Origin of the sequence: Parafrankia elaeagni (genome assembly GCF_000374165.1) — a bacterium.
GTDB lineage: Bacteria > Actinomycetota > Actinomycetes > Frankiales > Frankiaceae > Parafrankia > Parafrankia elaeagni.
In genome coordinates this window covers 115182-133375 of sequence record NZ_KB893739.1, presented here as the reverse complement: position 1 = coordinate 133375, position 18194 = coordinate 115182, and the positions used below count along the sequence as shown (strand labels likewise).

Below are 18194 nucleotides of genomic sequence, written 5' to 3'. Positions count from 1 at the left end.
GTGGACGGTGCCGCGGAAGGCGGTGCGGCGGAAACCGGTGCCGCGGAAGGTCAGTCGCGCGCGGCGGGGGGCTCGGTCTCCCCGCCGCGGATGCGGTCGGTCAGCTGGCGCAGGAACTCGGGGTCGTCGTCCGGCCCGACGGGGCGCACGGCCTGGCGGCGCATCCCTGCCCGGGGCGCACTCGAGCGGCTGTAACCGGCGGTGCGTCGCTCGGTGCCCCACTGGCCGCGACCGCCGAAGGCGGGATGGTCCGACGCGTGGTGGCGCTCGTAGCCAGCGGTGCCGTAGACCGTCCGCGGGCGCCCGAAGACGAACCAGCAGATGGATCCGAGGAAGAAGAAGACGATCAGGACGATGAGCCAGATCGGCTTCGGCGCGACCTTCACCGCGTCCGCAGGTGTGCCGATCACATCGATGACCGAGAACACCCAGACACCGATGATCAGGAATGTCAGCGCGAGACCCAGCAAGGCCGACCGCTCCTCTCTGCTCGCCGTGAGCGGCGTACCGCGGCGCGGCCGCCATGAGCACCCCGGGTTGGCGTGCCCTTGGTCGAAGACCACCAGCCTGCCGCGCGACCGCCGGTGCCGGCACCGGCCGCCCCCGTCGTTTCCGATCCGCCCGTGTTCCGGGGCAGATCCGCGCAGTCTGGGTCGGACGTCTGATGTGCCCCTAGTCTGCCTCTCCCACGGACGGCGTGTCCCGGCGGTCCGTGAAGGGGATGTTCACTGGTCGCGAAGATGAGGCGGCGGGTGGTTCACGTGCCTCCAACCAGGGTACGTCCGGCGGCCGCCACCGGACGCTGCAAAGATGGACGTCATGGCCTGGGCCGATCTCCGCGCGTTTCTGACGCACCTCGACCGCGCTGGTGACCTGCACCGGGTGCGGGTCCCTGTCGACCCCCGCCTGGAGGTGACGGAAATCGTCACCCGGGTGGTCCGCGCCGGCGGGCCCGCGCTGCTGTTCGAGCGGCCCGAAGGGGCCGACATGCCGCTGGCCATCAACGTCTTCGGCACCGAGGCGCGGATGGCGGCCGCGCTCGGCGTCGAGCGCCTCGACGACATCGGCACCCGGATCGGCGAGATGCTGCGCCCCGAGCTGCCCGTCGGCTTCGGTGGCGTCCGCTCCGCGCTCGGCAAGGCGGCGCAGCTCACCTCGCTGCCGCCGCGGCGCGTCCGCACCGCGCCCTGCCAGGACGTCGTCCTGAAGGGTTCGGACGTCGACCTGAACCTGCTCCCCGGCGTGCACGCCTGGCCCCACGACGGCGGGAAGTTCCTGAACCTGGGGCTCACCCACACGAAGCACCCGGAGACCGGCGCCCGCAACCTGGGGATGTACCGGCTGCAGCAGCACGACGCGCGCACCGTGGGCATGCACTGGCAGATCCACAAGGACTCCAACGCCCACCACGCGGTCGCCGAGCGGCGCGGTGAGCGGCTGCCGGTCGCCATCGCCTTCGGCTGCGACCCCGCCGTGACCTACGCGTCGTCGGCGCCGCTGCCCGCCGAGATCGACGAGTACCTGTTCGCCGGTTTCCTGCGCCGGGAACGGGTCGAGATGGTCGACTGCCTCACCGTGCCGCTGCAGGTCCCGGCGAACGCCCAGGTCGTGCTGGAGGGCTGGCTGGAGCCGGGGGAGCGGATCCCGGAGGGCCCGTTCGGCGACCACACCGGCTTCTACACCCCGGTCGAGCCGTTCCCCGCCCTGCACATCGACGTGATGACCATGCAGCGCGACCCGGTCTTCCAGGGCATCGTCGTCGGGCGTCCCCCGCAGGAGGACGGGCCGATGGGCAAGGCGACCGAGCGCATCTTCCTGCCGCTGATCCGGATGATGATCCCGGAGATCGTCGACTACGACCTTCCCGAGGCCGGCGTCTTCCACAACTGCGCGATCGTCTCGATCGAGAAGCGCTTCCCCAAACACGCGCAGAAGGTCATGAACGCCGTCTGGGGCGCGGGCCTGCTCTCGCTGTCGAAACTGATCATCGTCGTGGACGCCGACTGTGACGTCCACGACTACCACGAGGTCGCCTGGCGGGCGTTCGGCAATGTGGACTACGCACACGACCTGGTCACCATGATCGGCCCGGTGGACCACCTCGACCACGCCTCCTACGAGCAGTTCTACGGCGGCAAGGTCGGGGTCGACGCGACCCGCAAGCTGCCGACCGAGGGGTACCGCCGCGAGGGCGGCTGGCCCGAGGAGATCGTGATGGACCCCGACATCCGGGACAGGGTGACCCGGCGTTGGAAGGAGTACGGCCTTTGAGCGGCGCCGCCGTCGCCCCCGGGATGCCCGGCCGGGCATCCGGCGAGCCCGCGCACGGCCGGGTGCGCGCCTTCCTGCGGCTCGTCGTCATCGAGCACTCGGTGTTCGCGCTGCCCTTCGCCTACGTCGCGGCGCTCGCCGCCTGCTTCGACGTCTCGCGGACGACGCACTGGCGCGACCTCGCGCTGATCACGGTGGCGATGGTGGCGGCCCGCACGTTCGCGATGGCGACCAACCGCATCATCGACCGGGCGATCGACGCCCGGAACCCGCGGACGGCCGGCCGGGAGCTCGTCACCGGGGTGGTGTCGGTCCGCACCGCGGTCGTCGGCTCGATCGTCGCGCTCGCGGTGTTCCTCGGCTCGGCCGCGGTGCTGGGCTGGCTGTGTCTGGTACTGGCCCCGGTCGCGGTCGCGCCCCTGATCGTCTACTCCTACGCCAAGCGGTTCACCGACTTCCCGCACGCGGTGCTCGCGTTCGCGCAGGCGGTCGCACCGGTCGGCGCGTGGATCGCGATCACCGGGGAGTGGTCCTGGGCGGCGGTCGTGCTCGGCCTGGCGGTGGGCACCTGGATCGGCGGCTTCGACCTGATCTACTCCTGCCAGGACGCCGAGGTCGACCGCCGGATCGGGGTGCGCTCCGTCCCCGCCCGCTTCGGGGTCCGGGCGGCACTCGCGGCCTCGATCGTCACCCACGTCGTGACGTTCGCGTTGTTCGTCCTCTTCGGTCTGCTCGAGGACTTCGGCGCCTGGTGGTGGGCCGGCCTCGCCCTCACCGCCGCCGCCTTCTGCTACGAGCACGCCATCGTCTCGCCGACCGACCTCTCCCGGGTGAACCGCGCGTTCCTCACCGCGAACGGGTTCGTCGGCATCGCGCTGTTCGCGTTCGCCCTGATCGACCTGATCAACCGCGGCCTCGGCGCCTGAGCGCCCGAGCGCCCGAGTCCGAGTCCACGCCGTGCCCGACGATCCCGCGCCCCAGCCCCAGCCCCGGCCGGAGTCGGCCGAGCCGCGGGTGCCCTGGGTCGTCGGGGTCAGCGGTGCCAGCGGCACTCCGTACGCCGCGTCGGTGCTGCGCGGGCTGCTCGCCGCGGACCTGCCGGTCGATCTGGTGGTCTCCCGCGCCGCCCGCCTCACCCTGCTGGACGAGACCGGTGTCGGCTGGCGCGACGGGGCGTGGCGCGAACCGCTGACGTCCTGGCTGACGACCCGGGCCGACGGGCGTCGCCGCGCCGACGCGGACGACCTGGCCGACCGGATCGGCCGCCTCGTCACCGTGTATCCCCCCGCGGACCTGGGCGCGCGCCCCAGCAGCGGCTCCTATCCGACCCGGGGCATGATCGTCGTGCCGGCCAGCACCGCGTCGGTCGCGGGCATCACTCTCGGGCTGTCCAAGGACCTGCTCCAGCGCGCCGCGGACGTCACCCTCAAGGAGGGGCGGCGCCTCGTCGTGGTCCCTCGCGAGATGCCCTACACCCGGGCGACCCTGCGCCACATGCTCGACCTGGACGCCGCCGGCGCCGTGGTCGCCGCGGCCAGCCCCGGGTTCTACGCCGGCGCGCACGACGTCGAGGATCTCGCCGACTTCGTCGCCGGCCGGGTCCTGGACGCCGCGGGCGTCCCCAACGCTCTCTTCCGGCGGTGGACGGGAACCCTCGGCGACGCCCGTGGGGCCCGTGCTGCCGACGCTGTGGGCGGGCCGGGCGGCGGTCGGGATGCCGAACGGGATGCCGAATGGGAGCTGTGACGAGGCGGCTCGCGGGTGCGGCGCGTACAACAGACCTGGTGGACGAGCAGGCAGACCTGGTGGACGAGCAGGCGGGACCTGCTCGAAAGGCGGGCGGCGCGGTCCGGCGGCGGGCCGGTGCCCGCCGTGGTGAGGGGCGGGCGGACGGCATGGCGCGGAAGCGGAACCGGAGCTCGTCGAGCACGCCGTCGACAGGCCAGGACGCCCCGACGGCGGCGACCGGCCACGGCGGGCAGCCTGGGCCGCCACGCCGGACCGGGCGGCCAGGAGAACCAGGAGAACCAGGGGCGCCGGGTCGGGCCCGGCGGCCGGGCCGACCGCCGGAGACAGCCCCTGATCTGCGGGTGCAGCTGCCGTACTTCCTCGCACGGCTCGCCGTCCTGGTGATCCTCACGGTGGTCCTGGTGGTGGTTGACGTTCCGCTGCTGCTCGCCCTGCTCATCGGCTTCGCGGCCGCGGGCCTGGCCACCTGGCCGATCGGCCGTATGCAGCGCCGGGCCGCGGCGCGCTCCCGGGCGGCGGGCTCCGCGGCGGCGGACGCCCCGCCGAAAGCACCCGGCCCCTGAGTGGAGTCCGGGTGCGGTGTGACGGATGTGACCGGCCTGGCTCGGCCGTCCGCGGGTCTAATCTGGACGCATGGATGCCGGCCTCAAGCGCGAGATCGAAGCCAAGGTCCACGACGGCGTCCGGCTGAGCCGGGCCGACGGCGAGGCGCTCTACGCCAGCGATGACCTCGTCTGGCTCGGCGAGCTCGCCCACGAGGTGCGCACCCGCAAGAACGGCGACCGGACCTTCTTCAACGTGAACCGGCACCTGAACCTCACGAACGTCTGCTCGGCGTCGTGCGCCTACTGTTCGTTCCAGCGCAAGCCCGGCGAGCAGGACGCCTACACGATGCGCATCGAGGAGGCCGTCCGGCTGGCGAAGGAGATGGAGCCGGCGGGGATCACCGAGCTGCACATCGTCAACGGCCTGCACCCGACACTGCCGTGGCGCTACTACCCGCGGTCGTTGCGGGAGCTGGGCAAGGCCCTGCCGGGAGTGGCGCTCAAGGCGTTCACCGCCACCGAGATCCACTGGTTCGAGAAGATCAGCGGGCTGCCCGCCGACGAGATCCTGGACGAGCTGATCGACGCCGGGCTGGAGTCGCTGACCGGCGGCGGCGCGGAGATCTTCGACTGGGAGGTCCGCCAGCAGATCGTCGGCCACGAAACCCACTGGGAGGACTGGTCGCGGATCCACCGGTTGGCGCACAGCAAGGGCCTGCGGACGCCGTGCACCATGCTCTACGGGCACGTCGAGGAGCCCCGGCACCGCGTCGACCATGTGCTGCGCCTGCGCGAGCTGCAGGACGAGACCGGCGGTTTCTCGGTGTTCATCCCGCTGCGGTTCCAGCACGACTCGGTCGGGGATCCGCGTAACCGCCTGATGAACCAGCCGATGGCGACCGGCGCCGAGGCGCTGAAGACCTTCGCGGTCTCGCGCCTGCTGTTCGACAACGTCGACCACATCAAGTGCTTCTGGGTGATGCACGGCCTGACCACCGCCCAGCTCTCGCTGAACTTCGGCGTGGACGACCTCGACGGCTCGGTCGTCGAGTACAAGATCACGCACGATGCGGACGGGTTCGGCACTCCCGGCACGATGACCCGAGATGATCTCCTGGCCGTGATCCGGGACGCCGGGTTCCGCCCTGTCGAGCGGGACACCCGCTACCGGACGATCCGTACCTACGACGGCCCGGACACCACCCGGCGGGACATCCCCGCCGCGATCGACGCCTAGGCCGGGCGCTGTCATGGCAACTGACGAGACCACTCCTCGGGTGACGTCCGGGGCTGTCGGCGGTGTTCCGCGGCCCGGCCCCGAGACGGGAGTCGCGGGCAGCCCCGCCCTCGGTGCCGGGCAGCCCTCTGCCTCGGGCACGCCGGGCGGCGATGCTGCTCCGGGTACGCCAACCGCCTCCGCCTCGGGCGCGGTCCCGGCGGGCGCGGTCCCGGCGGGCGCGGTCCCGGCGGGCGCGGCCCCGGTGGGTGCGGCCCCGGTGGGTGCCGGCCGGCCGGTCCGCCCACCGGGCGCACCCGGGATGGGCTCGATCTTCGTGCTCGCGTTTCTGGTGATCCTGGTCCCGGGGCTCGTCGCCTACAGTCTGCTGCGGTGGGCCGGCCTCGCGATCGGCCCGGCAGGGCTGCTGGGCCTGCTGATCATCATGGTCGGGCTGGGTATCTATCCGTCACTGCTGCAACGTCTCGGTTGGGTACGCCGCCGCGGGCGCCGTCCCGCCAGAAACCGGAGTGCATGATGTCCGCTGGCGATGTCCCGCCGGCCGGTGGAGGCTTCCGACCGGCACGCCGCGGCCGGCTGCGGGTGAGCGCCGCGGGCGAGACCGGTGACCCAGGCCTGATGGGGCTGAACCTGCGGTACTTCGCGATCCGGGCTGTCCTCTTCGGCGGGGTCCTCGCAGTGCTGCTGCTGCTCGGCCTCGACGGGCTGTTCGGCTTCGCGCTCGCGCTCGTCATCAGTGGGCTGCTCAGCTACCCGTTGGCGTTGCGGCAGCGCCGCGCGGTGCTGAACACCATCGCCGTGCGCCGCGCCGGCGAGCACCGGTGACGGCGGCGGGCGGCGAGGCCGGGCAGGAGCGCCCGTCGTCACCCGGGCCGGCATCCGCGCCGGCCCCGTCGCCCCCGGCCGGGACCGGCACAGCCGGCGTTCCCGCCGCCCGATCCGGTCGTCCCGGAGAGCTTGGCGGTCCCGGGTGGCCCGGCGTTGTCGGCACTCCCGCTGCCTGCGTGCCGGGCGTGCCCGAGCAGCCCACCCGGCAGGGGCGGCCCAGGGTCGGGCACATCCAGTTTCTGAACTGCCTGCCGCTGTACTGGGGCCTGGTCCACTCCGGGGCGCTGCTCGACCTGGAACTGACCAAGGACTCCCCGGACCGGCTCAACGAGGCGCTGATCGCCGGCGATCTCGACATCGGCCCGATCAGCCTGGTCGAGTACCTGCGCCATGCCGACGAGCTGGCGGTCCTGCCGGACCTCGCGGTCGGGTCGGACGGCCCGGTGCTGTCCGTCGTCGTCACGAGCGCCGTGCCGTTCGAGCAGATCCGCACTGTCGCGCTCGGGTCGACGTCCCGGACGAGCGTGCTGCTGGCCCGGATGCTGTTCGAGCAGCGCTGGGGCCTGCGGCCGGACTACGTCACGATGCCGCCCGAGATTCCGCTGATGCTGCGGGAGGCCGACGCGGCGGTGACCATCGGCGACGTGGCGCTGCGAGCGACCTACGACGCCGAGCGGGCCGGTGACGGCCATCCGCTGCGGATCGCCGATCTGGGCTCCGAGTGGCGTGACTGGACGGGTCTGCCGATGGTGTTCGCCGTCTGGGCCGCGCGGCGTTCCTTCGCTGCCGCACACCCCGGTGTGGTCAAGGAGGTGCACGGGGCCTTCAGGTCCAGCCTCGACGCGGCACTGCGTGAGGTGGACGAGGTTGCCCGGCGGGCGGCGAGGTTCGAGGTGTTCGATCCCGCGACGCTCGCGCGCTACTTCAGGACATTGGACTTCCGGCTGGGCCCGCGACAGCAGGCGGGGATACTCGAGTTCGCCCGGCGGGCGGCGGCCCGTGGGGACGCGCCGCCGCTGAGCGAGATCGTCTTCGCCGCTGTGTAACCCGGCCGCGAGGTGCCGAGCGTTGCGCGGCAGGGACTTCAGACCGGCGGGCGGAATGCCTGGGAGATACCTACCGGAGGCGTCGCCCGCTGCGCGGAGGCCGTCGCGAAGCGCGCAATCCGTCGTTTGACGAGAGCCACCAGCCGGGGCGGGGTGGCCCGGCCGCCCGGGGCGATCAGAATCTCGTCCAGGCCGGGGGCGGCTTCGGCCTGGCCGCCGCCCGAGCTGGATGCGGACAGTGACGAGAAGCCGTCCGTCGACCGGTGCTGCAGACCCGGACGGGGATCGATTCCTCCACTCGTAGGTGTGGTTTCAGGGCCGCGAACCTGGTCTTCCGTATACCCAGCGTGATGGAGCGCCGCGTCAAGGGCGAGCTCGAAGGCGTCATCACCGGAGCCCGGCGCGGGGCGGCCCGGGCGCTCTCCGGCCGGGATCTCGGGGTTCGGGATGGAACGTACCGGTGCCAGGCGCTTCCCGGACCGCGCCGGGCCACTGGCGGCCGTGCCCACGGGGCGCCTGGCATCTGCCTGGCGGGCAGCGGCGTCGATGAGGCTGTTGACGGCGAGAGTCCAGGCCCGCAGGCCCTCGTGGCCGGTCAGCTCGGTGAACACGGCTGCTTCGAGGCAGCAGGTGCTCGCCTTCGCCAGTTCGTCCATGTCGAGCATGGAGATGGCGAGCAGGCCGGCGAGATGACCGGCGATCATGAAGAGCCGGAACTGCTGGTGCGGCAGCATCGGCGTGCGCAGGAGCTGGTCGACGAAGGTCTGCTGGTCGAGGACCCGGGCCGTGACGTCGGCGGGCTCCAGCGTGTCCGCGGCGGCGATGAGGTCGGCGGCGAGCCGGTCGAGGTAGTCCAGCTCCCGGTCGGACCGGCGATGGTCGAGCAGCTCACCGATCCGCCGCCGGGACTCGGCCTCCGCGTCGGGCTGCCGGCCGCGCCGCTCGGCACGTTCCGCGATGGCTGTCTCCCGCAGGTCGACGAGCGCCCCACCGGCCTCGAGAGCCGCGTCTACGGCGGCCAGGACCGGTCGCGCGGGAATGCCGCGGCTCGGCTGCTCCAACTGGCTGATGTACTGACGGCTGTAGCCGGTACGTACGGCGAGGTCCGCACGGCTGAGCCCGCTCTCACAGCGGCGCCGCCGGATCTCTGCTGGAAGCATGTCCTCAGCAGTGCTCAGACCCTGCCGGCCCCGGCTCCGTTGCCGCATGCGCGCCGATCCTTCCGCTGCCCGGAGGCTCCCGAGGGTGACCGATCGACCCCGCTCCGTGGGAGGGTGGGCGGGGGTTGGATCTTCGGTCGCGTGCACCATCGGCTGCCTGTTCACTGTCGTGGGGGCGTGGTTGCACCGTTGTGCCGAGGGTGTGGAGTGCGCCTGGGCTGGTCACGCGCCCACCCTCGTCGCCTCGGTGCCTGCCACCGTGTGCGTGCTGGGTTTCCAAGGGTGCGGTCTGCCCGCGTTGCGAGCGTCGAGCATCACCTGGAGTGATGACCATACTCCTCCTGGCACAAGGTACGCCTGGGGTCAAAGGTCCCGGACACGGAGAGTTGTCGGCGCCGCGTAAGCGTGTGGTAGCGGTGTGGTGTTGAAGTCGATTACTCTTCGTGTTCAAAGGGTTGTTCTGTGGCGGGGGGCCTTGCCTCGCCCACCCGGTTGCCGCTCTCCGCGGCGGAGCGGGTCGCCTGTGCGGCCAAGCTTCGGCGCGGTGGGTGAAAAGCGCTCAGTCCGTGGGTCGCGGTTGTGTGTCCGGCGATTTGTTTGGTGGATCGGAAATGGCGCGGGAAATGCGGTGAGTGTCGTCGGGTCGCCATAATTCACCGCACCGGCGACTATCCGGCGGGGATAGTCCCGGTGGCCCTCCGAGCGGGGGCGAACGGGGGGTGTCCAGCGCGTTTGGGTCATACCGCGAAACCATCCCGAATGACGATGGGCGGGGATCCCGCGCGGCGCGTACAAATGACGGGTGATGGACCGCTGGCCGTCGACGGATGAGGATGTCGGCGTCGTTGGCGCCGACACCGGCATCTCCGGTGCGGGCGTCGTCGGCGTCACGGGTACGGGTGTCACCGGTGCTCCTGGCGTCAGTGCTCCCGGCATCGGCGCGGCGGGGGTCGGTGTGGCGGGGGTCGGCGTCGCCGAGCGCGCCTCGCCCGCCCGCGGCCGAGGCCGGCCCGGCCCGTATCGGGTGGTCGTCGCGGACGATGCCGACGGGCTGCGTGAGCTGCTCTGCCTGCTCTTCGACACCGAGCCCGACTTCACCGTGGTAGGCCGTGCCACCAACGGGGCGGAGGCCGTCGAGGTCGTGAGCCGGACGGGGCCCGACCTCGTCCTGCTCGACGTGGCGATGCCCGTCCTCGACGGGATCGGCGCGCTGCCCCGGGTGCGCAGAGCCGCTCCCGAGGCCCATGTCGTGATCTTCACCGGGTTCTCGGGTGGGAGTCTGCGGGAGCAGGTCCTGGCGCTCGGCGCCGACGAGCTGATGGAGAAGGACCTTTCCACCGGAGTGCTGCTCGACCGGCTGCGCCAGATGTGTCGGCGTCCGCGCCCGCTCTGAACCCGCCCGGCGCGGCCTGCTCCGGCTGGTTCGTTCTGGTTCGGCCTGACATGGCCCGTTCCGTGGTTTGTCGCGTGTTGTGATCGTGCCGTGACCGGGATGGGGTGTGACGACGCATCCACGACGTCGGCGGCAGATCTGTGGGAACATGGCCAGCGTGACTGCCCGGGCCCACCTGTTGGAGCCGTCGGGCGGGCGTCTGATCGTCGCCCGCCGTCGGCGCGCTGAGGTGTTCCCATCGGCCAAGTCGTCACGTTCCGGGGCCCCGGTGGCCTCGCCGGGTACGCCCGTCGCACGGCCAACTGACGTGAGCCCCGTCGACCCCTGCCTGGTCGCGCGTCTGCACGTCGACCTGTTGCGCGTCTCCAGCGCCGGCTGTCGCCGCTCCCGCTGACTCCGCCCACCTTCCGGCCGTACGACGCCGCGGTGGACCCTGCTCACCGAGAGATCCGATGACTTCTCCTGCTCGAAACCCGCGTGCCGCGCGCCCGCAGAGCCCGTCCCGACCCAAGGGACAGGGCCAATGGGCGCTGGGCCACTCCGAACCGCTCAACGCCAACGAGCGGATGAAGAAGGATCAGAACGGTCTCGCCGTGCGAGACCGCATCCTGAACCAGTACCCGCACACGGGTTTCGACAGCATCGACCCGCAGGACCTGCGCGGTCGGTTCCGCTGGTGGGGCCTCTACACACAGCGCCGGCCGGGGATCAGCGGTGGCCGCACGGCCGTGCTGGAGCCCGAGGAGCTCGACGACAGCTACTTCATGCAGCGGATTCGCCTCGACGGCGGCCGGATGACATCGGACCAGCTGCGGGTGATCGCCGACATCTCCACCCGGTACGGGCGGGACGTCGCCGACGTGACCGACCGGCAGAACATCCAGCTGCACTGGATCCGCATCGAGGACGTCCCCGCCATCTGGGGGGCGCTCGAGGCGGCGGGCATGACCACCGCCGAGGCGTGCGGGGACACGCCGCGGGTCATCCTCGGCTGCCCGCTGGCGGGGGTGGACGCCGACGAGGTCCTCGACGCCACCGGTGTGATCGACGAGGTCGTCGAGCGGTTCGTCGGGGACCCGGAGCTGGCGAACCTGCCCCGCAAGTTCAAGAGCGCGATGTCCGGCTGCGCGGACCAGTGCACCCTGCACGAGATCAACGACATCGCCTTCGTCGGTGTGGTGCACCCCGATCTCGGCCCGGGCTACGACCTGTGGGTCGGGGGCGGCCTGTCGACGAACCCGAAGCTCGGTGTGCGCCTCGGTGCCTTCGTGCCGCCCGAGCGGGTCGCCGAGGTGTGGCACGGCGTCATCCAGCTGTTCCGTGACTACGGCTACCGGCGGATGCGCACCCGTGCCCGGCTGAAGTTCCTCGTGGCGGACATGGGCGTCGAGTGGGTCCGCTCGACGCTGGAGAAGGAGTACCTCTCGGCGGCCCTGCCGGACGGCCCGGCGCCGCTCCCGCCCCGCAACGAGGGGCGGGACCACATCGGAGTGCACCAGCAGCGGGACGGCAGCTTCGCGGTCGGGTTCGCGCCGCGCGCCGGCCGGCTGACCGGGACGACACTGGCCGCCGTCGCGAACCTCGCGGACCGCCACGGCCAGGGCCGGATCCGGGCGACCACGATGCAGAAGCTCGTGATCCTCGACGTCCCGGGCAGCGAGCTCGACGCGCTGGAGGCGGAGCTGGCGAAGCTCGACCTCGTCGTGAAGCCCAGCGTGTTCCGCCGCGGCACGATGGCCTGCACCGGGATCGAGTTCTGCAAGCTCGCGATCGTCGAGACCAAGGGCAACGCCCGCGATCTCATCACCGAGCTGGAGAGCCGGCTGCCGGACTTCACGGAGCCGATCGGCATCAACATCAACGGGTGCCCGAACGCCTGCGCCCGTTTCCAGGTGGCGGACATCGGCCTGAAGGGCTCGCTCGTCCCGGACGACAGCGGCGCGATGGTCGAGGGGTTCCAGGTCCACCTCGGCGGGCACCTGGGGACGCGTTCCCGGCTCGGGCGCAAGTCACGCGGGCTCAAGGTCACCGCCGACGGCCTCGTCGACTATGTCGTCGGGCTCCTGGAGACGTACCAGGCGAACCGGGCCGACGGCGACACCTTCGCCGACTGGGCGGAACGCGCCGACGAGTCGCTGCTCATCGGCGCCGCGCCGGCGGCGGACGCGGATGGGGGCGGGGCGACGTGAGCGCCCGCGCCGTCCCCTTCTACTGCCCGTACTGCGGCGACGAGGACCTGGTACCCGAGCCCGCTCCGGGCGGGTCGGGGGAGGGCCACGGGCACTGGGCCTGCCGGGCGTGCCAGCGGGCCTTCCGGCTCAGCCTCACAGCGCTCGTCGCAGCGACAGAACCAGACGCCGCAGGACCAGGCGCCGCAGGACCAGGCGCCGCGGCATCGGTGGCCAGTGGGGTGGAGTCCTCCGGGGGGGTCCGCGCCGGGACGACGCCAGGGGTATCGGGTTCGGCGAACGGCACCGCCGTCGCGCCGTTGGACGTGGAGGAGAGCGACTGATGGATGCCGCGCTGAAGGCCCGGGCACTGCGGGCCGGTGACGAGCTCGAGGGCGCACCGGCGGAGGAGATCCTCCGCTGGGCGGCCGAGGAGTTCGGTACCGGGCTTGCTGTCGCGGCGTCCATGGCCGAGGCGGTGCTCGTCGACATGCTGTCGCGGATCCGCACGGACATCCCGGTCGTCTTCATCGACACCGGTTACCACTTCGCCGAGACCATCGGCACGCGGGACGCGGTCGCGCACACCTACTCACTGCCCATCATCAGTGCGAGCCCGCAGCTCACCGTGGCCGGACAGGACGCCGTGCACGGTCCGCGGCTGTACGAGACCGACCCGGACCTGTGCTGCCGGATGCGCAAGATCGTTCCGCTGGACCGGGCGCTGGCGCCCTACCGGGCCTGGGCCGCCGGCTCCCGGCGCGCCGAGTCGGCCGGGCGGCGCAACCTGCCCGTGGTCGGCTGGGACCAGCGCCGCGGCAAGGTGAAGGTGCACCCGCTGGCCACCTGGACGGACGAGGACGTCGAGCGTTACGTCCAGGAGCACAACGTGATCGTCAACCCGTTGCTCTCGGACGGCTACGACTCGGTCGGCTGCTGGCCGTGCACTCGCCGCGGCGCCGGCCGGGAGGGCCGCTGGGCCGGCACGAGCAAGTCCGAGTGCGGCATTCACTGACTCGGGCCTGACTACGGCCTGTCCTCGGCCCGGCACCGGCCCGGCAGTCGGCCACCGCCGGCGTGGCTCCCGGCCCGCGCCGGCCTGGCCAGGGCTGTCACCAGCAACGGGCTCCCGGCCGGGGGCGATGCCGACGCCGCCACGAACCAGGGCAGGCTGCGCTCACCAGGCTGTACCGTGCACGCCGTGGTAGTCGCGACGACCGGGCCCGGCAGCCGGCGGCCCGAGCCTGACCCGGCTCCGGTGGCCCTCGGCCGCAGCGGAACCGGCGAGGTATGGCTGGTGGGGGCTGGTCCCGGTGATCCCGGGCTGCTGACGGTGCGCGGGCGGGAGCTGCTTGCCCGGGCCGACGTGGTCGTCACCGACCGCCTGGCCGCGGCGGTGCTGCTTGACGCGGCGCGGCCGGAGGCGCGGGTGATCCACGTCGGCAAGAGCCCGACGCTGTCGCGCAGCCAGGAGGAAGTGAACCAGATCCTGGTCGAGGAGGCCCGCGCCGGGGCGATGGTGGTGCGTCTCAAGGGCGGGGACCCGTTCCTGTTCGGCCGCGGCGGCGAGGAGGCCGAGGCCTGCGCCGCCGCCGGGATTCCCTGCACCGTGGTCCCCGGTGTGAGCTCTGCGATCGCCGCCCCCGCCTACGCGGGCATCCCCGTCACCCACCGCGGGGTGGCGCAGGACATCGCGATCGTCTCCGGCCACCTGCCACCCGGCCACCCGCAGTCGACGGTGGACTGGGCGGCCCTCGCGGCCAGCCGGGCCACGATCGTCGTGCTCATGGGCGTCGCCCGGCTGATCGACATCGTCGAGGCGCTGATGCGCGGCGGCCGCCCGCCGACGACGCCGGCCGCGGTCATCGAGCGCGGCACCACCCCCGCGCAGCGGGTGCTCCGCACCACCCTCGACGCTCTCGCCGTCGACGCCGTCGCGTTCCAGCTGCGTTCGCCCGCGGTGCTGGTGGTCGGCGCGGTCGCCGCCCGCCGCGACGCCGCCGTCCTCCCCGACCTGGCACCCGACCTCACACCCGACCCGGCGTCTGCCGGGCAGGACCCGGCCGGGGCCGTGGGGCAGGCCGGGGCCGTGGGGCAGGTCGGGAGCGCGGCCGCGCCGCTTGCCGGGCTCCGGGTCCTCGTGCCGCGGACCAGGGCGCGCCAGGGCCTGCTGGCTCGCCGGCTGCGTGAGCTCGGCGCGGAGGTCGTCGAGACGGTGGTCAGCCAGCTCGTCCCGGTCGCCGACGGCTCGGCCCTGCGTGCGGCGCTGCCCGGTGCGGACGGGCTGGTGCTGGCCGATGCGGACGAGGTCGCCGCCACCGTCACGCTCCTGCGTGCCCAGGGCACGGACGTCCGCGCGCTGGCCGGTCTGACGCTGGTCGCGGCGTCCGACTCCGCGGCGGCGGCGCTGGCCGGGCTCGGGCTGACGGCGGTCCGCTCGTCGGCCGAGGTCCAGGTCGCGAACCGGATGGTCACCGAGGTACCGGTGTCAGGGCTGCGGGTGGTGGTCTGCGGGGACGCGCCGCCGCCGGCCGGCATCCGGACGATGCGCCGGGTCCGGCTGCTGACCGACGCGGCGACCGAGGCCGACCCGCGGATCGCGCAGGAGCTGCGCCACGGTGACATCGACGCCGTCGCGCTCGCCTCGTCAACCGCGGCCCGCTGCCTGGCCGAGCTGTACGGGCCGCTGCCCGAGTCCGTCCTCGTGGCAGCGATGGGGCGGCGCACCGTCCAGGCCTGTGAGGCCGCGGGCCTGCGGGTGGACGCCGTCCCGCCCGAGCCGGGGATCTACCCGCTCGCCGCGGTGGTCGCCGAGCTGGTGGCCGCCCGCCGCGCACCGACCGCCTGAGCCTCGCCCCTGCTTCCGCCCGCGCTCCCACCGTCGGCCGCGGTGTCCGGCCCGGGGTGCTCTGGCCCGGGGTGCTCCAGCGCGTCCTCGATGCGGGCCCGGACCGCGTGGACGACTCCCGGGTGCAGGCCGAGCGGCAGGGTGATCGTCCACCGCGTACCGGGGTGCGCGGACTGCGCCGCCGCCAGCGCGTCGGGGATGTCACGGGCGGTGTGGTTTCCCTCGAACAGGAAGAAGGGGTGCGCGATGATCTCCGAGCAGCCGGCGTCGACCAGCGCGGCATAGCCCTGGGCGATGTCCGGGTGGGCGAGGTCGAGGAAGGCCGGCTCCACGGCGTCCCATTCCGGCAGGTCCACGCAGGGCGCGAGCGCGCGGGAGAGCTCGACCACCATGGCGTTCGCCTCATCCCGACGGGAGCCGTGTCCGATCACCAGCAGACCGCGCATGTGTCCAGTCTGCCGCCGCCCGCACCTTCCCGCCGGCAGCACCCCCATGGCCCCGGCAGCACAGGCACCCCATACACGACCGCCGGGGTGGCTGGCACGCCCGTGCGGCACGCTCGGGTGGTCCTGCCGCCCCGGGGCCGTCCGCGGCCGGCATGACCCCCCGATGGTGTGAACAGGCGTTCGACATCAGGTCCGTGGCGATGGTGTGCTGTGTCGCGTACCTGCAACCGCCGGCCCTGACCCGTCGGCGGTCGCAGGTGAGTTCCCCTCCTCCACCCTGGCTGACCGCCGGCAGTGCCCTCGGCTGATCGTCGGCAGCCCGCCCCGCCCCGACGGCGGACCCTCCCGCAGGCCGTCGGAAGGCGGACACGACGCGGCCCCCGGACCCCGGGCGCGTTAGCGTCACATTCGGCGCCGCTGTTGTCGATCTGGACGTCTGGTCTGTCGCGGCCGCCGCCGAAGCGTGATGATGGAGGTGCCCGCGGGCTCGCGGGCACGCAGGTGGTGTGTCCCGGCGGCCGCCGGGACAGGCGGGAGAGCGGGCGAGACGTGGCGGACCGATCGGCACGCCGGACGCACGGGGAACCTCTGCACCCGGACGATCCGACGTCGATCGGGCGCTACGAGGTCATCGGCCGCCTCGGCGCGGGCGGTATGGGCCGGGTGTACCTCGCCCTCGACTCCCAGGGCCGGCAGGTCGCGATCAAGGTGATCCGGTCGGATCTCGCGATCGACCCCGAGTTCCGCGACCGGTTCGCCGACGAGGTCGCCGCCGCGCGCCGGGTGGCGCCGTTCTGCACCGCCCAGGTCCTGGACGCGGACCCGCACGCACGGCGTCCCTACCTGGTCACCGAGTTCATCGACGGCGCCCGGCTCGACGAGGTCGTCGCGGAGTCGGGCCCGCTGCCGCTGTCCACCCTGCAGGGGGTGGCGGTCGGGGTCGCCTCGGCGCTGACCGCGATCCACGGCGCCGGGATCGTGCACCGTGACCTCAAGCCGAGCAACGTCCTGCTGTCGTACTCCGGCCCGCGGGTGATCGACTTCGGGATCGCCCGGGCGCTGGACGCGGTGGGCGGGCGCACCCAGTCCGGCCTGGTGCTGGGCTCCGTCGGCTGGATGGCGCCGGAACAGATGGAGGGCACCGCGCCGGTGGGCCCGGCGACCGACATCTACGCCTGGGGCCTGCTCGTGGCCTTCGCCGCGGCGGGGGAGCACCCGTACGGCGACGGCACCTACCTCGAGATGTCGGAGCGGATGCTCCTGCACGAGCCCGATCTGCGGCAGGTCCCGGCACCGCTGCTCGACATCGTCGTCGCCGCGCTGCAACGGGATCCGCGGCGCCGGCCGTCGGCCGAGCAGCTGCTGCTGCGCCTGCTCGGCGACCGCGGCCGGGAGGGCGCCGGCAGCACCCGCGCCGTTGCCAGTGAGGTCCTGGACACCACGTGGCCGCGCGGCCGGTCCGCCGCCGCCGCCGCGGCGGCCGGGTTCGGCCTGGGGGCGGCGGCGGGTGCCGGGGCGGCGGGTGCCGCGGCGGGCGGTTCCGCCGGTGCCGGTGCGCGCGCCGGAGCCGAGGCGGGCCTGCCCCGCACCCGGCTCGACAGGCCGCCCGGCGGCGCTGCTGGTGCTGGCGCAGGTGGCGCAGGCCCGGCCGGGCGGCCCGCGCCGACCCGGGTCGCGGGCCCGGCCGATGCCGGCAACCACTGGTGGGAGGCCCCGCCGGGCGCCCGGCAGGCTCCCTCTCCGTCGCGGCCACCAGGGCCCGTGGGGCCGCAGGGCCCGGGTGGCCCGCAACCCGCGCGACGGCGCCGCAAGGGCGGATTCGTCCAGTACGGCGACGAGCCGGAGCCGGTGCGCGCCGGCCCTGATCCCCGGGGATACGGCGGTCCTCCGCCGGGGCCGGTGCCCGCCGCACCCGCTCCGGCCCCGCGGCGCCCCGCTGCCCGGCAGGCCCCACCGCCCATGCCAGCCGCGCCGCCCGCGCCGTACTACGGCGACCCGCGCCAGCGCCCGCAGGGCGGCGCGCGCCGCCCCGCCGCACCTCCGCCGGCACCGCCGGCACCGCCCGTGCCGCCGGCACCGGCGCCCTATCGGCCTGAGCGCCGGCCCCGCCCCCGGCGCCGCTGGCGGTTGCGGATCCCGTTCAAGCGGACGATCATCTTCGTCCTGCTCGTGCTGTTCCTGCTCTCCGCCGCCGACCAGATCGCGACGATGGTCGACGAGCAGCGCCAGCAGATCTGGAACCGGATCGTCACCTCGGTGCAGGATTCGATCGACAACCAGGTCGACCGGCTGCGCGGCGGCGCTGACGACCTGCGCGAGCAGGTCCCGGACCTGGGGGGCCAGGGTGCGGACCAGAACGGCGCCCAGGATCCCGCCAGCGGGGATTCGAGCCTGCCCGGGCGGATCGAAAACCTGCCGGATGATCTCAACGACCTGCTGGGCAGCCCGAACAGCTGACCGGAGGGGCCGCGCCCGCCTGCCCGCCGCGCGCCCCCGCGGACCG

General features: G+C 73.4%; 17 protein-coding genes. 14 read left to right on the top strand and 3 right to left on the bottom strand.

Going from position 1 to position 18194, the window contains the following annotated elements:
• Positions 1 to 50: 50 nt before the first annotated feature.
• A complete protein-coding gene (locus B207_RS0120855) occupies positions 51 to 470 on the bottom strand; it encodes a PLD nuclease N-terminal domain-containing protein (RefSeq protein ID WP_018638539.1) in 420 nt (139 codons plus the stop codon).
• Between the two features lie 349 nt (positions 471 to 819).
• Between B207_RS0120855 and B207_RS0120850 the strand changes: the two genes are divergently transcribed.
• From B207_RS0120850 to B207_RS0120815, 8 genes are all read left to right on the top strand, one after another.
• Positions 820 to 2271 (top strand): menaquinone biosynthesis decarboxylase, encoded by a 1452-nt coding sequence (locus B207_RS0120850; protein ID WP_026311272.1) that lies wholly within the window; start codon positions 820 to 822, stop codon positions 2269 to 2271.
• Positions 2268 to 3197 (top strand): menaquinone biosynthesis prenyltransferase MqnP, encoded by a 930-nt coding sequence (gene mqnP, locus B207_RS0120845; RefSeq protein ID WP_018638537.1) that lies wholly within the window; start codon positions 2268 to 2270, stop codon positions 3195 to 3197. Before B207_RS0120850 ends, mqnP begins: the two co-directional genes overlap by 4 nt.
• A gap of 31 nt (positions 3198 to 3228) precedes the next feature.
• On the top strand, positions 3229 to 4017 hold the full coding sequence (locus tag B207_RS0120840; RefSeq protein ID WP_018638536.1) for a UbiX family flavin prenyltransferase: 789 nt from the start codon (positions 3229 to 3231) through the stop codon (positions 4015 to 4017).
• Positions 4005 to 4583 carry a hypothetical protein gene (locus tag B207_RS41720; protein ID WP_230205137.1) on the top strand — a complete coding sequence of 193 codons (579 nt, stop codon included), beginning with the start codon at positions 4005 to 4007 and terminating at the stop codon, positions 4581 to 4583. Before B207_RS0120840 ends, B207_RS41720 begins: the two co-directional genes overlap by 13 nt.
• Before the next feature lie 70 nt (positions 4584 to 4653).
• Positions 4654 to 5802, top strand: coding sequence for an aminofutalosine synthase MqnE (gene mqnE, locus B207_RS0120830; RefSeq protein WP_018638534.1), 1149 nt, complete (start codon positions 4654 to 4656; stop codon positions 5800 to 5802).
• Between the two features lie 13 nt (positions 5803 to 5815).
• On the top strand, positions 5816 to 6319 hold the full coding sequence (locus B207_RS41715; RefSeq protein ID WP_230205136.1) for a hypothetical protein: 504 nt from the start codon (positions 5816 to 5818) through the stop codon (positions 6317 to 6319).
• Complete coding sequence (locus B207_RS0120820; RefSeq protein WP_018638532.1) at positions 6319 to 6627, top strand: hypothetical protein; 309 nt, start codon at positions 6319 to 6321, stop codon at positions 6625 to 6627. Before B207_RS41715 ends, B207_RS0120820 begins: the two co-directional genes overlap by 1 nt.
• 179 nt (positions 6628 to 6806) lie before the next feature.
• Positions 6807 to 7676, top strand: a complete 870-nt coding sequence (locus tag B207_RS0120815; protein WP_018638531.1) for a menaquinone biosynthetic enzyme MqnA/MqnD family protein — start codon at positions 6807 to 6809, stop codon at positions 7674 to 7676.
• A 38-nt stretch (positions 7677 to 7714) separates the two neighbouring features.
• Here B207_RS0120815 and B207_RS0120810 read toward each other — a convergent pair whose 3' ends face one another.
• Positions 7715 to 8884, bottom strand: coding sequence for a helix-turn-helix domain-containing protein (locus B207_RS0120810; protein WP_026311270.1), 1170 nt, complete (start codon positions 8882 to 8884; stop codon positions 7715 to 7717).
• A 757-nt stretch (positions 8885 to 9641) separates the two neighbouring features.
• Here B207_RS0120810 and B207_RS34770 point away from each other — a divergent pair.
• From B207_RS34770 to cobA, 5 genes are all read left to right on the top strand, one after another.
• On the top strand, positions 9642 to 10229 hold the full coding sequence (locus B207_RS34770; protein WP_018638529.1) for a response regulator transcription factor: 588 nt from the start codon (positions 9642 to 9644) through the stop codon (positions 10227 to 10229).
• A gap of 452 nt (positions 10230 to 10681) precedes the next feature.
• The gene (locus B207_RS34765) at positions 10682 to 12418 is read left to right on the top strand and encodes a nitrite/sulfite reductase (RefSeq protein WP_035741536.1); all 1737 of its coding nucleotides are present in this window, start codon (positions 10682 to 10684) and stop codon (positions 12416 to 12418) included.
• A complete protein-coding gene (locus B207_RS38615) occupies positions 12415 to 12741 on the top strand; it encodes a hypothetical protein (RefSeq protein WP_035741533.1) in 327 nt (108 codons plus the stop codon). Before B207_RS34765 ends, B207_RS38615 begins: the two co-directional genes overlap by 4 nt.
• Positions 12741 to 13412 (top strand): phosphoadenylyl-sulfate reductase, encoded by a 672-nt coding sequence (locus B207_RS0120795; RefSeq protein ID WP_018638526.1) that lies wholly within the window; start codon positions 12741 to 12743, stop codon positions 13410 to 13412. Before B207_RS38615 ends, B207_RS0120795 begins: the two co-directional genes overlap by 1 nt.
• Before the next feature lie 177 nt (positions 13413 to 13589).
• Positions 13590 to 15245: a uroporphyrinogen-III C-methyltransferase gene (cobA, locus tag B207_RS0120790; protein ID WP_018638525.1), complete on the top strand. Its 1656-nt coding sequence runs from the start codon at positions 13590 to 13592 to the stop codon at positions 15243 to 15245.
• On the opposite strand, the gene B207_RS34755 is transcribed toward cobA, so the two are convergent.
• On the bottom strand, positions 15185 to 15691 hold the full coding sequence (locus B207_RS34755; RefSeq protein WP_018638524.1) for a sirohydrochlorin chelatase: 507 nt from the start codon (positions 15689 to 15691) through the stop codon (positions 15185 to 15187). The two genes, cobA and B207_RS34755, sit on opposite strands and share 61 nt — an antisense overlap.
• A 549-nt stretch (positions 15692 to 16240) precedes the next feature.
• Here B207_RS34755 and B207_RS0120780 point away from each other — a divergent pair.
• Positions 16241 to 18148 (top strand): serine/threonine-protein kinase, encoded by a 1908-nt coding sequence (locus tag B207_RS0120780; RefSeq protein ID WP_018638523.1) that lies wholly within the window; start codon positions 16241 to 16243, stop codon positions 18146 to 18148.
• Positions 18149 to 18194 lie beyond the last annotated feature (46 nt).

Excerpts from the sequence above, each read along its gene's own strand:
- B207_RS0120820 (WP_018638532.1), top strand. The coding sequence starts at position 6,319 with ATGTCCGCTGGCGATGTCCCGCCGGCCGGTGGAGGCTTCCGACCGGCA.
- B207_RS34770 (WP_018638529.1), top strand. The coding sequence starts at position 9,642 with ATGGACCGCTGGCCGTCGACGGATGAGGATGTCGGCGTCGTTGGCGCC.
- B207_RS0120795 (WP_018638526.1), top strand. The coding sequence starts at position 12,741 with ATGGATGCCGCGCTGAAGGCCCGGGCACTGCGGGCCGGTGACGAGCTC.
- B207_RS0120850 (WP_026311272.1), top strand. The coding sequence starts at position 820 with ATGGCCTGGGCCGATCTCCGCGCGTTTCTGACGCACCTCGACCGCGCT.
- B207_RS0120810 (WP_026311270.1), bottom strand. The coding sequence starts at position 8,884 with ATGCGGCAACGGAGCCGGGGCCGGCAGGGTCTGAGCACTGCTGAGGAC.
- B207_RS34765 (WP_035741536.1), top strand. The coding sequence starts at position 10,682 with ATGACTTCTCCTGCTCGAAACCCGCGTGCCGCGCGCCCGCAGAGCCCG.
- B207_RS41715 (WP_230205136.1), top strand. The coding sequence starts at position 5,816 with ATGGCAACTGACGAGACCACTCCTCGGGTGACGTCCGGGGCTGTCGGC.
- mqnE (WP_018638534.1), top strand. The coding sequence starts at position 4,654 with ATGGATGCCGGCCTCAAGCGCGAGATCGAAGCCAAGGTCCACGACGGC.
- B207_RS41720 (WP_230205137.1), top strand. The coding sequence starts at position 4,005 with ATGGGAGCTGTGACGAGGCGGCTCGCGGGTGCGGCGCGTACAACAGAC.
- B207_RS34755 (WP_018638524.1), bottom strand. The coding sequence starts at position 15,691 with ATGCGCGGTCTGCTGGTGATCGGACACGGCTCCCGTCGGGATGAGGCG.